The organism is Limnohabitans sp. Rim8 (genome assembly GCF_945869175.1).
Taxonomy (GTDB): Bacteria; Pseudomonadota; Gammaproteobacteria; order Burkholderiales; family Burkholderiaceae_C; genus Limnohabitans_A.
The window spans coordinates 55,416-68,405 of the sequence record NZ_CAMBNZ010000004.1; the positions used below are offsets into that span (position 1 = coordinate 55,416).

Sequence of the window (12,990 nt, forward strand, 5' to 3'; positions counted from 1 at the left end):
CAAGATGGGTCTCAGCTCCGACAAGCCATCACACGCTCACCTGATGACCAGTTACCTGGGCAAAGCCATCCAAGTCATGGGCGTGAAGGTGTCTCCAGAATTGGTGGCGGGGCTCAGCACCCCAGTGGTGGTGTTCTTTTGCTGGCGCATGGCGCAAAAAATCCACCGCAGCCTTCATGGCGCCTGAGGTATGGTGACTTGACCGCAGGCGAGTACGATTCCATAGAGCCTAATGCACCTGTCGGAATAAGCATCAAACAACGCTTCGATGTCTGGCAATACAGGTGTCAAGCACTTCTGAATGGTCTTTTTGCCACCAATTTTCCGTGGAAAAAATTTCAACCTCGCTGAAGCCCTGAAATCCTTGCGCCTCCACCCAACTGCGAATTTTGGGGATGTCGATTACCCCATCGCCCATCATGCCGCGGTCATTGAGCAAATCACGGGTAGGTGTCAGCCAATCGCAAACGTGGAAAGCCAGCAGCCTGCTTTGACCCGCACGTTCAATTTGTTGCTGCAGTTTAGGGTCCCACCAGACATGGTAAACATCCACCGCAACACCCAAGGCTCCAGATTGACCAGGGTCTAACTGGTCACAGACATCCAATGCTTGCTCCAGTGTATTGATGCAAGCCCTGTCGGCCGCGTACATGGGATGCAGGGGTTCAATGGCCAAGGGCATGTGGCAGGACTTGGCATAGAACAACAGTTTTTCAATGCCTTCCAACACTTGATCGCGGGCATGTGCGATGTTTTTGTGTACAGCTTGACCTGCCAATGCGCCAGGCAACCCGCCCACCACCAAAACCAAACAATTTGCATTGAGCTCACAGGCCTCATCAACTGCTTGACGGTTGTCTGCATCTGCGGCTTGAATGCCAGCCACCGTAGCGGCAGGAAACATGCCTCCGCGACAATACCCCGACAGTTTCAAATTGTATTTTTTGACCAACCTTGAAACCGTGTTTAAACCCACAGCAGCGACTTGATCGCGCCATGGCGATATCACCTGGATGTCACGGCGAACACACGCCTCGATGATGTCGGTCAAAGGCAAATCTTGACCACGGCTCTTCCGCACCGTGGCGGTGTTGACAGAGAGCCAGTCATTGCTTTGTGAAAAATCACGCATGGTTGAAGTTCATGGGTTGGATTGACGCACTGTTTTTTCTCGTCGCATTTGCAAAATGATGGCGGCATTGTCCAACTCGCCATCGCCCTGCTCCATCGCCTTGCGCATCAATTGAAAATGGGTCTGGGAGAGGGGCAAATTTTGCGAACTGCTCTGCGCCATGTCCAGCATCAATTGAACATCTTTCAAATGTTGTCGAATGCGAGACTGCGGCTCAAATTGCCCATCTACCATCATTGGGCCTTTCACAACGGCAGCCTCTGATCGGGCTGGCGTCTTCAAGACCAGTTGTAAAAATGTCGCGGGTTGAATGCCCAGGGTTTGTGCAAACACCATGCCTTCGGCCAGTGCGGCCCTGTTCAAGCCCAACACCAAATTGGTCGCCAATTTGGCTTTGGCCGCCATACCCGCACCACCCACATGCACACTGCAATTAGCCAATGCGCTCAAAACACGATGGACGCTCTCTATGTGGTGCGCATCACCACCCAAAAGCAATGTGGCTTCACCGTTTTCAATTTGCACACTCGAGCCCGACAAAGGCGCCTCGATCAAACGGATGTTGATCAAAGCCAAGCTTTCTGATAATTCAGCCAACTTGAAAGGGTCACCTGTAGAACAATCAATCAGCGTCAGAGGTGTTGGAAGTGTCTGCGCCATAGCACGAAGATGCCGTTGGATTTGATCGACCACATCGACAACACCTGCCGTATCGAACACCGCAAGAACCAAAGTATGGGTTTGCTCAAGCATGCTCGGGACCGATGCGCTTGTCTTGAAGTCCGCGGCTTCAAAAGCTTGAACAGCATCAGCGCAAACATCAAACCCGATACAGTCATATCCCGCTGCTCTCAAGCGCTTGGCCAAAGCGGTTCCAACCAAACCCAAACCCACTATCCCAATGCAATTGTTGGACACCAAAGCAGCGGCTGGGCTCATGGGTTGATTGGATTGAGATTTGATTGAAAGAAAATCACCGCTGGACAGACGAGCCACCACAAATTGCAATGTCTTGACCCGTGATGGCCGCAGCCTCTGGACATATCAAATAAGCCACCAAACCAGCAACTTCATCGGGTTGAATCAAGCGACCGATCGGTGGCAATTGAGCTGTGGTGTTGGCCCGAGCAGGGTCTTTGAGCATCGGTGTGTCTGTTGCAGCTGGAGACACAACGTTGACTGTCACGCCATGCACAATGCATTCTGCAGCCCAACTTCTTGCCAAAGACAACAGTGCAGCTTTGGTCGCTGCATATTGGCTCCGCCCCGCAATGCCAGACGAGACTCGGCTGCCCACCAAAATCATTCGCCCCTGCTTTGCTTGCTGCATGATGGGCAAAACACGATTGGCCAATTGGGTCGCCACATCCACATGCAATTGCCACATCAATTGGCCCGCCTTGGGGTCCAGCAAGCCTAAACGTCCAACCCTAAAGATACCCGCAGCATGCACCAGCACTTTAGGCAAATGTGCATTCAATATGGTGTCCAACACACCCTCCAGTGCTTGAGCTTGGGTCAGGTCAAGTTGCCAAGATGTAAATAAAGGGTTTCTCAATGACGATGACGCCATGTCCAGACCATGAACGTTCCATCCTTCGTTGAGCAGCTTGGTGGCAATCGCTTGGCCAATGCCCGAACTCGTTCCGGTCACAATGGCACAAGAAGGATGAATCACTGACACGGGCTATTTCAATCTACAGCGATTTTCTTGTCGGCAATGATCTTGCCTGAAATGGCCATATCGTCTGCTTGAAATTTGGCAAACTCAGCCACGCTGCCACCTGCAGGCACAATGCCATCTGCAATCAAGCGATCGCGCATCTCACCCGACAAGGCCTTGTTGACCGCCACATTGAGTTTTTGAACCATGTCGACGGGTAATTTGGCGGGGCCCCACAAGCCGTACCAACTGGCACACTGAAAATCCGGGATTGTTTCAGAGACTGTGGCCACATCTGGCAAATTGGGCAAGCGTTTGGCAGAAGTCACCCCGACCACCTTGAGCTGTCCATTTTTGTGAAATTGGACAGAACCCAACACAGGGTCAATGAAGCCTTCAATCTGTCCACCCACCAAATCTGTCATGGCGGGGCCCGTTCCTTTGTAAGGGACGATGGCAATTTGCGTCCCCGTGACTTGCTCTAATTTCACAGTGCACAAATGACCTGCAGAACCAATCGAGCCCACTGCAAAATTCATCTTTCCGGGGTTCGCCTTTGCGGCCGCGACCCATCCTTTGACATCCGAGACACCCAGCTTGTTGCTGATGGCAATGGACAAGGGTGCTGATGCCACCAGGCCAATGGGGGTGAAATCTGTCTGAACCTTGTAGGGTACCGATTTCATGGTCATGGGGGCGGTCACAAAAGTACTGGCGTTAAACAACAAGGTGTAGCCATCCGGGTTGGACTTGGCCACGGCATCCGCACCAATGATGCCGTTTCCACCGGGTCGGTTTTCAACCACAAAGTTTTGTCCCAACTGCTCACCGACTTTGAGCGCCAGCATGCGACCAATTTTGTCCAGGGTGCCACCGGGCGGAAATGGGATGATGACTTTGACAGGTTTTTCGGGGTAGTTGGATGCAGGCTGTGCCCAAGCACCACCGACAGCCCATGCCAAAGTCATGCCGACTGCAGCCAGTTGGATGGATGGATAGCAAAAAAGTTTCATGATGTCTCCTCTTGATGGAAATTTCGCCTAGCTCATTCAATGCCATGCATGCTCAGCATGATTTTCATTCGGTGCTGCGCCAAATCAGGATACTCCAGCAAGTTGGCAGCATCGGCCAATTTAAACAATTCAGCCAAATGAACCACAGAGCGCGTGCTTTGTTGTCCACCGACCATGGTGAAGTGCTTTTGGTGACCATTGAGCCACGCCATGAACACAACGCCTGTTTTGTAAAAGCGCGTAGGGGCTTTGAAAATATGACGCGACAGGGGCACTGTGGGCCCCAAAATGTCATGGAACTTTTCTAAATGACCTTGCGCCAGCTCACCCAGTGCCGCACTGGCCGCAGGGGCAATGGCGTCAAAAATACCCAGCAAGGCATCGCTTTGGCCCTGCACGATGTTCTCGCCGAATCCATCACCTGCAATCAACTCTGCATAGTTGAAATCATCACCGGTGTACATGCGAACATGGGCTGGCAAGCGACGCCGCATTTCAATTTCTTTGTCTTTGTTGAGCAAAGAAATCTTGATGCCGTCGACCTTGCTGGCATGCGCTTGAATGATGCCCAGCGCGGTGTCCATGGCTTCTTGAGTGTTTTGGCTACCCCAATAGCCTTTGAGTGCAGGGTCGAACATATCACCCAACCAATGCAAGATGACCGGTTGCTTGGCCTGACTCAAAATTCGATCGTAAACACGCTCGTAATCGGCGGGTGATTTCGCCACCCGGGCCAGCGCACGGCTGGCCATCACAATCAGTTTACCGCCCAACTTTTCGATGGCGGCCATTTGAAACTCATAACCCTCCATGACTTCATCTACCGAACTGATGCCGTCCAGATTCAAGTGATCTGTGCCGCATCCGGAAGCCATAAAAGCACCTGGCACATCTCGTGCAGCATCCAGAGATCGGCCAATCAATTCAAGCGATGTGGGCCAATCCAATCCCATGCCGCGCTGTGCAGTGTCCATGGCTTCTGCCACACCCATGCCCAAGGACCACAGGTGTTGCCGATAAGCGATGGTGGCGTCCCAGTCGAGCGCACAATCTATCCAGGGGTCATGTGCGGCCAAAGGGTTGTTCACCACATGTGCTGCCGAATACGCTATTCGGTTGAACCTGACACCGGTTTGCGGCTTGACAGGGGAAGTCCCTACAAGCATATATTTCTCAATTTGCCCTTGTGCATTGGGCAACTGTAGGTTGTGAGACATTGCGATCCTCAGATGTTCAAAGGTGCAACATCCACCCAACGACGTTCCTGCCAAGACTGCATTGCTGCCTCAACCAATTGAACGCCCTTGGCACCTTCAGGCAATGTCCAACGGTAGGGCTCGTTCTCGACAATGTGGCGAATGAAATGTTCCCATTGAATTTTGAAACCGTTGTCGTAAAACTGGGTATCTGGAACTTCTTGCCACTGGTCTGTGAATGACATCGTTTGCTTCACATCGGGGTTCCAGACAGGGCGAGGCGTGTTGACTCGGCTTTGCGCTTTGCACGATTGCAAACCTGCCACTGCAGAACCATGCGTGCCGTCCACATGGAAAGTCACCAAGTCCTCACGGTTGACGCGCGTCGTCCATGAACTGTTGACTTGTGCCACCACATGTTCGCCTTGATGGCCTTTGAGCTCGAAAGTGGCGTAAGCAGCATCATCGGCTGTGCATTCATACGGCTTGTTGGCTTCATCCCAGCGTGTTGGAATGTGCGTTGCGCCCAAACAAGAAACCGATTGAACTTCACCAAACAGGTTGTCCAGAACATAACGCCAGTGGCACACCATGTCCAAAATAATGCCGCCACCGTCTTCTTTGCGGTAATTCCAACTGGGTCGTTGAATTGGCTGAAGGTCACCTTCAAAGACCCAGTAGCCAAATTCAATGCGCACACTGAGCATCTTGCCGAAGAAGCCGGCCTTCCGAAGCATGTCGAGCTTGCGCAATCCTGGCAAAAACAACTTGTCTTGAACTGCACCGTGTTTAACGCCTGACTTCTCAGCCAAGCGCGCAATTTCAACGGCTTCATTCAAATTGGTGGCGATGGGTTTTTCGCAGTAGACATGCTTGCCTGCATGAATGGCTTTCGCCAGCAAGGTGGGGCGCATTTGCGTGGTCCCCGCATCAAAGAACACCGTGTCCTCTTTGTTGGCCAGTGCTTTGTCCAAGTCCGTGCCAAAACGACCGATGCCGTTGGCTTGAGCCAAGGCTTCTATTTTGTCTGCATTGCGTCCAATCAAAATAGGATCGGGCATGATTTTGTCACCGTTGGACAAAGTGACACCCCCTTGATTCCGAATAGCGACGATGGACCGAATCAAATGTTGATTCATACCCATGCGGCCAGTCACCCCGTGCATGATGATGCCAAGTCTCTGTGTCGACATGAATATCTCTTTGAAGGAATGGGTCTTGAAAATGTGGTTTGCGCATCAAGGCGCTGGTGAAAGTCCTGCAGCTTTGACCAATACCGCATTGCTTTTGATTTCGTCTCGGATGTAAGCATCAAATTGCTCGGGCTTCATGGTCCAAGCATCGGCACCCAATGCTGTGAATCGTTCTTTCACTTCAGGCGTCGCCAGTGCTTTCACCACTTCGTCATTCAAACGATTGACAACCTCACGAGGTGTTTTGGCAGGCACCATCATCCCGATCCAGAAGTTGAATTCAGATCCAGGCACACCGGCTTCTGCCGTGGTGGGCACTTGCGGTAAAGCGCTGGCACGTTTTGATGAGCCAACAGCCAAAGGGACCAATTGGCCATTGCGAATTTGACCAATCACAGGGGCAATGGGAGAGAAGTAGTAATCGACACGCCCCGCCATGATTTCAGTGACCGCTTCGCTTGAGCCTTTGAAAGGAATGTTGGTCGCTTCAATTTTTGCTGCCAACTTGAATTTTTCAGCGTTCAAGTGCGTTGCACTGCCCTGCCCTGCAGAGGCAAAGTTCATGCTGCCTGGCTTTGCGCGAGCTGCTGCCAAGAGCTCTTGCAAACTCTTGATGTTTTTAGAGGGTGACATCACCAGCACATTCGGTGTACTGGAAATCGGTGTGACACCTGCAAAATCAGCCAACGTATCAAAGGGCAACTTGGCAAACGTTGATGGACTGACCGTGTGCGAAGACGAGTGAACCATGATGGTGTATCCATCAGCAGGTGCAGTTGCTACCGCTTGTTGCCCGATGGTGCCACTGGCACCCCCGCGGTTGTCAATCACCAAAGGCTGTCCCATACTTTGGCTCATTTTGTCGGCTATGGCGCGCGCAATGATGTCCGTTGTGCTGCCAGAAGGGAAAGGCACGACCACTTTAATGGGTTTACTGGGGTACCCAGTTTGCGCGAAAACTGAGCCACAAGCCAATGCTGTCACCGATGCCATGAAAGCTACTGCAAAGCGGTGCGAACAAGTCATAAAGCCTCCTCCATCTGAGTCAATGTTGGCAAACCAAGCAGACACCGTTTGCATCAGGTATCGGGTCAGCAAGCCGATTAATTCACTAAAAAGTGAATAAATGAATTTTAGGAACGACTTTGCATGAGCGTCAATCGGGATTTAAGTTTAGTTTCTCAGGACATACCCTAGGATCACTTCACACATGTGCGACAGTCGCTCACTCTTGGCTTTAGGGGTCATCAAGTCGCGGCCAAAAATGGCGGACAAGCTTGAATTGTTGGACAAATAAAAATACGAAAGTGCCGCGATGGAAACGTAAAGCTGCACTGGGTCAATGCCCCCCCGAAACTCTCCCGACAAACGCCCCCTCTCCAAGATCTCACCCAACAACTCAATCAAAGGGGAGTTCAGCGCTCTGGCGTTGGTAGACTCCTGAATATGCCTGGCTTTGTGGAGGTTTGCACTGTTGAGGAGGGTTAAAAACTCCGGATGCTCCAAATAGTAATTCCAGGTGAATTCAACCAAAGTCCGGATGGCAGCAGAAGGCTCTAGCGCTTGTAAATGGAGCTTCTTTTCACTCTCGCGTATTTGCTCATAGGCGCTTTCGAGCACAGCTTGAAACAGACTGTCTTTGTCCGAAAAATAGTAGTAGATCAAACGCTTGTTCAGCTTGGATCTTTCTGCGATTCGGTCTATGCGGGCACCACCCAAACCGAAGCTTGCGAACTCCTCGAGGGCTGCAACGAGGATGATGGCGCGAGACCTTTCGGCGTCGCGAGTTTTGGCAACAGAAATTGATGGGGAGACGCTCATTTCGAAATAATTAACCAACACGTTAATTAAGTCAAGTGCTTGGCACCATTCCATCAGCGACTTGTGCGAATACCCATGACCAACGGCTGCTTAAGTCTAAAAAGGTGAGCGGGTACCCCCGTTCATCATTTGTCCATGACCCACATGGGAAAGACTTGGCGCTGTTCACATGCGGTCTGCAGGACACAACTTGTCGCACGCCCATCAAAAAAGTCACCTTGCAGCGCCGTGCAAAGTGACTTGAAGGATTGAAATGGTAGGGCGTGACAGACTTGAACTGTCGACCAAAGGATTATGAGTAGCTTAAAGAAATAAAACCTCAATTAAATCAATAGGTTACAAGCGTTCTAGATCGGTGTGGAAGCAAATGTGGAAGCAGCACTTATGATCATTTTTACTATGCCTGTCGCTGCCACATGCTGTTATCAGCATGGACGTTAGAGCAGCTCATTTGTTACTGCCTGTCAGCTTTAGGCTGGTTGCTGTCAGTTGGTTTCGAAGCGCCAATGACTGCTGTTACCGACACCAGTCATTGAGCAGCTGGCTGGCCTGTAAGATAGGCCATGAACAAGCCAGACCCAAAGGTCAGGGCAACACCCAGAGCCCTTCGTATCGCCTACGTGTTAGAGGACGGTGTTGATGCGCATGGCTGGCTCGATGCGATTTTCGCCGACTGTTTTGGCCGCGATGGTGGACGTCAGTCGCTTGTAGTGCCATTGGTGAACGGCGCCATCTCTGAGCCATTTCAAGCATGGCTTCGCCTGTTAGATCCCGACTTTATCCTGCTCCTGACGTACGACAACGCTGCCTTGGTGCCAGGATTGATGGCTCTTCTCGCAGATACAACGCTGCTCGAACGGAAGCGAGACCGTGCGATGCCTGAGCAATACCCTCGGGTAAGCCTCGAAAGGACATCTGGCCTCACATCACTATCGTGGCTGCCGTTCCTCAAGACCGTATCTGGTCTCAATAGCGCTGCGCCATCTCACGTTCTGGATCGGTACCCAGCCTGGAATGACGATGGCCTCATCAAGGATAACTTCGGAACCCTTTTTGGCAGCGTTAACCCCTTCCCGCTGCATCAGCAAATCGGTGTACGTGGGATGATGTTGACCCCTGAAAACCCGCCAGACCACCGCTGGCACTTTCATCCCTTGGAAGGGGATGAAGTACAAGATGCATATACCGTTCTGGAGAATCTTGGTAATCGTGGCGGCATAGCGACACTGGCTCAACTCTCGAATCTTCGCAGCCAACCCTACAGACCAGAACACCGCTGGACGGATGGCTTCTGCCTGGTTGTCGGCGATACGCTCGAAGACCGCATCGCGTGCTGGAACGCTGGTTTGCTTTTCGATGATGCACAAAGACAGCGCTATAAAACTCTGCGCATCCCAGCCGGAGCAGTCACCAGTGTCGAAAAGATTGACAGAATCGGCGCGTTTCTAAAGAACGTTAATTGGTTGGGTAGCAACAATGGTCCAGCGCGGGTATTCGTACGTTCCCGTTCCCTGGACGCAGCAACTCTTGAGGGGTTTGTTAAGCGCCTGCAAGAATCGTCAAACTCGATCGTCACCTTTGATCCTATTGTTTCAATCAACGACTGTTGCCCGCTCGACACCGCGCAGGTCTGGTGTGCCTTGCCTGGTATGACCGGTGGCACTCCTACTGTCGAGGCTGCAATTGACGGATCCAAAGTGGCAGTCAGTGTCCCTCAACCCTTGCAGCTCGCATATTGTGCGGGCCTGCATCCGTTCTTCACCCAAGGGGCTTGGTACATCGACTTTTCCATCGATAGGTTGCACGACATAGGCCGCTTCAGTAACGTACGTGAAGCCTGGGCGCTGCCAAACAGGCGGCAATTGGTGCGCCACTTCTCCGACGAAAACGGCGCTCGCATTCGAGCAGGTGGTGGACTGGCGGTGCCGGTCACAATTGACACTCGGACGGTCGAAATCAAGCAACCCGAAGATAGCACTGCCTTCCAGTGCCTCATCGTTGAAAACTCACGCTTTGATTTCGGCGACCTGCGTGGCTTACACGCCAAGGCGGCGCCCTACCGCTACACCAAGCCCTCCGACAAAGGAAGTTACCTTCAAGGTTTGATTGGGATGTTTGGTTCACTGAGCAACATCGAGCACACAATGGAGACGCACTTCTGGCGCACACAGTTCGGCAAAATGGCTGCACCGGCTCAAAGTCAGCATGATGAGGTCATCAGAGACATTCAACAGCGCATGCATGCGAGTGACGGAAAGCTTGTCATCGAAGACGACGCTGGATGGCAGAAATTAGCGCAGCGAATCGTACAGAAGGCAAGCAGACTTAAAGTCCCGCGACTGCGAACGCGCTATGCGGACCTCCTAGCCACCTGGACCGAAGAGCTTACCGCCGCGACCGACAAGGACCCCAATCTTAAGAAACGCCAGGACGAGATCCTGGGTGAGCGCGAGGATGAACTTAAAAGGTCCTTAAGTTTCTTTTTCGAACGCGGCGTGATGTATCGCGGCCACGAATGGAGCTGTAAAAAATGTCGGCATCGAAATTGGGTTGGGGTTGAAGCGTTGAAAGACGTAATGTCTTGCGACGTATGTGGTCAAGAACATCAACTTCCCATTGATGTCGCGCTCGACTTTCGTATAAACGAATTCTTTGCCACCTGCCTACGCGAACACGACACGATCTCTGTTGCGTGGGCGATCAGTGCCCTGAGGCAAAAGGCCAAGAACTCTTTCATGTTTGCACCGCAGACTGCACTCTATCGGGATTACCCAGAAAACCAAAGTCGGCGAATCGACCGTGAGGTCGACCTACTTTGCATCATGGATGGACGACTTGTAATCGGTGAGGTCAAGGCTGGCGCTGAGCTCATCACTAAATCGGAAATCACAATCCTGGCTCAAGTAGCCCACGAATTGGGGGCTAATCTAGCCATTCTGGCAGCCGTAAGGGGACAGCCTACGATTATGGAGAAAAAGGTTGCGGAACTTCGAGCCTTGCTTCCGGCAGGGATCGATGTTGAATACATGCTTTCGGATTGGAGCGATGAGCCGTCGAGCTTCCTTTGAGTGTACTGTGCTGGTGTTAGGGGTATCCCATTTTTGCGTGAACGGAGCGGACTTCAACTTGCGGGGCGGGGCGGGGCGGCGCTCCGATGACCGCTTTCTGGATGAGACCGTGATCTGAAGACGTGGCAGCGACCGACAGCCTTCGCTGCAATTCAGACCCTCGCCCTTGTAAGTCGCCTAAAGGCGGCGGATTCAACCGGTCGATGCAACGCATTCGCTGAACATCTCAGCGGGCGTATGGAAGCCGAGCGTTTTGCGCGGCCTCTCGTTTAATTGTCGCGCAATCGCGTTGAGCTGAACCTGCGAATAGCCCGAGATGTTCACGCCCTTAGGTAGGTACTGTCTGAGTAGTCCATTCGTGTTCTCGTTGCTGCCGCGTTGCCAAGGGCTTTGCGGATCGCAGAAGTAAACCTGGATGTCTGTGGCCATTGTGAATTTCTTGTGTGCGTGCATCTCTGTGCCTCGGTCCCAGGTCAGCGATTTGTAGAGCTCTTGGGGCAGTCTGCGGGCGCTCTTGATGAGTGCGTTGACGACCGTCTGCGAGTCCTTGCCATCAAGCTTCACCAGCATCACATATCGCGTTTGACGCTCAACCAGTGTTGCAATCTGGCTGCTGCCACTGCCAAAGACCAAGTCGCCCTCCCAGTGTCCAGGAACGGCTCGGTCTTCTACGCAGGCAGGCCGCTCACTGATCGAAACAGCATCAACGATCTGCCCATGAATTGCTGTCTTCTGGGTGTAGTGACGAGATCGCCGCATTCCGCGGGTGCGCCTGAGGTGCGCCAACAACTCTTTCTTCAGAGCGCCACGTGCTTGAATGAATAGGCTGCGGTAGATGGTCTCATGTGACACGTGATAGCTTTCGTCGCACGGATAAGTATGCTTTAGCCAGCCTGAGATTTGTTCTGGAGACCAGAACATCCGCATTTTTTTCGCCACGATGTGGGCTAATCTGCGGTTCTCACGCAGCTTGCAGCGCTTTGGGCGTCGCGCACGCTCCCAAGTAGCTTGGTCGGCCTGGTTTGCACGATAGCTTTCTTTGCCTCCGTTGCGCTTGATTTCTCGACTGATCGTTGATGGAGCTCGTCCAAGCCTGGTGGCTATGGATCGAATCGATTCGCCAGTGACCAAAGCCCTTGAGATTTCTTCACGCTCGGCAAGCGTTAAAGCGGTCGATGAGCGTGATCGTTGAGCCGGCCTGAACCCGCCTGTTTCGGCGAGTATTCGGTGAATCGACGTGTGTGGCCTATCGAAGATCTTGCCAATTTCATGCAAAGTAAAGCCTTGTTTCCAGCGCTCCCACATCAGCGCTTTCTGGCTATCGGAATAGTAAATCCTTGGTCGTCGCTTCATCTGCAACACTCCTTCCGTTTTCGCGGTGGTTAGTATGTTGCATCGACCGGTTGAATCCGCCGCTGGAAGCAGACATTGCAGAAATTCTGCCTAATGGTAGTAGCAGTTGCATTGCAGTCATTCCCAAAATCTGCTGTCACGAGCTCAAGCGGCAGCATCAGACTACGCCATGAAAATTGTCTAGGCATTGGGGGAATGCCAGATTACAGACTCGAGCGCATGTATATTCTTAACAACTATGGAAGTTAATTTTACTGTTTACGCTTATTAAACTGCCATCTATTAACTTAAAGTATTTTAGCTATACCTCTCATCCCCACAACCAAGAAATTTTAAAACGAGTTATTTTTCGCCAAAACCCAGCGATTTCTACTCTTTAGAGCGATTTTTAGTCGAAAAGTTTAGGCACTACCCTTAGGTTGTTGTTTTAGGCCATTCAAATCACCCTGACTGAAGCTGCTGGAATGCGTGGGCCTGAGCACGGGCTGGGAGCTGGGTAAGGGTTGGGGGCGGCTGGGGGTCACCATTCTGACCTGCTGGGGTATGGCGCT

11 protein-coding genes are annotated in these 12,990 nt (G+C 52.1%); 2 read left to right on the forward strand and 9 right to left on the reverse strand.

The window, feature by feature from the left end:
* Positions 1 to 43: 43 nt before the first annotated feature.
* Positions 44 to 187 carry a hypothetical protein gene (locus tag Q0O19_RS01345; protein WP_295519302.1) on the forward strand — a complete coding sequence of 48 codons (144 nt, stop codon included), beginning with the start codon at positions 44 to 46 and terminating at the stop codon, positions 185 to 187.
* Positions 188 to 253: 66 nt separating this feature from the next.
* Here the strand turns inward: Q0O19_RS01345 and Q0O19_RS01350 are convergent, their stop codons facing one another.
* The 8 genes from Q0O19_RS01350 to Q0O19_RS01385 all read right to left on the reverse strand — a co-directional run bounded on the left by Q0O19_RS01350 (position 254) and on the right by Q0O19_RS01385 (position 8,018).
* The gene (locus Q0O19_RS01350) at positions 254 to 1,132 is read right to left on the reverse strand and encodes a sugar phosphate isomerase/epimerase (RefSeq protein WP_295519305.1); all 879 of its coding nucleotides are present in this window, start codon (positions 1,130 to 1,132) and stop codon (positions 254 to 256) included.
* A gap of 9 nt (positions 1,133 to 1,141) precedes the next feature.
* Positions 1,142 to 2,071 carry an NAD(P)-dependent oxidoreductase gene (locus Q0O19_RS01355; protein WP_295519308.1) on the reverse strand — a complete coding sequence of 310 codons (930 nt, stop codon included), beginning with the start codon at positions 2,069 to 2,071 and terminating at the stop codon, positions 1,142 to 1,144.
* 34 nt (positions 2,072 to 2,105) lie between these two features.
* Positions 2,106 to 2,816, reverse strand: a complete 711-nt coding sequence (locus Q0O19_RS01360) for an SDR family oxidoreductase (RefSeq protein WP_295519309.1) — start codon at positions 2,814 to 2,816, stop codon at positions 2,106 to 2,108.
* 8 nt (positions 2,817 to 2,824) lie between these two features.
* Positions 2,825 to 3,763, reverse strand: coding sequence for a tripartite tricarboxylate transporter substrate-binding protein (locus Q0O19_RS01365; protein ID WP_295519337.1), 939 nt, complete (start codon positions 3,761 to 3,763; stop codon positions 2,825 to 2,827).
* 77 nt (positions 3,764 to 3,840) lie between these two features.
* Complete coding sequence (locus Q0O19_RS01370; protein WP_295519313.1) at positions 3,841 to 5,025, reverse strand: dihydrodipicolinate synthase family protein; 1,185 nt, start codon at positions 5,023 to 5,025, stop codon at positions 3,841 to 3,843.
* An 8-nt stretch (positions 5,026 to 5,033) separates the two neighbouring features.
* Positions 5,034 to 6,197: a Gfo/Idh/MocA family oxidoreductase gene (locus Q0O19_RS01375; RefSeq protein WP_295519316.1), complete on the reverse strand. Its 1,164-nt coding sequence runs from the start codon at positions 6,195 to 6,197 to the stop codon at positions 5,034 to 5,036.
* 45 nt (positions 6,198 to 6,242) lie between these two features.
* Positions 6,243 to 7,190: a tripartite tricarboxylate transporter substrate binding protein gene (locus Q0O19_RS01380; RefSeq protein ID WP_295519339.1), complete on the reverse strand. Its 948-nt coding sequence runs from the start codon at positions 7,188 to 7,190 to the stop codon at positions 6,243 to 6,245.
* A gap of 180 nt (positions 7,191 to 7,370) precedes the next feature.
* A complete protein-coding gene (locus Q0O19_RS01385) occupies positions 7,371 to 8,018 on the reverse strand; it encodes a TetR/AcrR family transcriptional regulator (RefSeq protein ID WP_295519341.1) in 648 nt (215 codons plus the stop codon).
* A gap of 563 nt (positions 8,019 to 8,581) precedes the next feature.
* On the opposite strand from Q0O19_RS01385, the gene Q0O19_RS01390 reads away from it, so the two are divergent.
* Complete coding sequence (locus Q0O19_RS01390) at positions 8,582 to 11,086, forward strand: hypothetical protein (protein ID WP_295519319.1); 2,505 nt, start codon at positions 8,582 to 8,584, stop codon at positions 11,084 to 11,086.
* Positions 11,087 to 11,278: 192 nt separating this feature from the next.
* On the opposite strand, the gene Q0O19_RS01395 is transcribed toward Q0O19_RS01390, so the two are convergent.
* Complete coding sequence (locus Q0O19_RS01395; protein WP_100120331.1) at positions 11,279 to 12,439, reverse strand: IS30 family transposase; 1,161 nt, start codon at positions 12,437 to 12,439, stop codon at positions 11,279 to 11,281.
* Between the last annotated feature and the right edge of the window lie 551 nt (positions 12,440 to 12,990).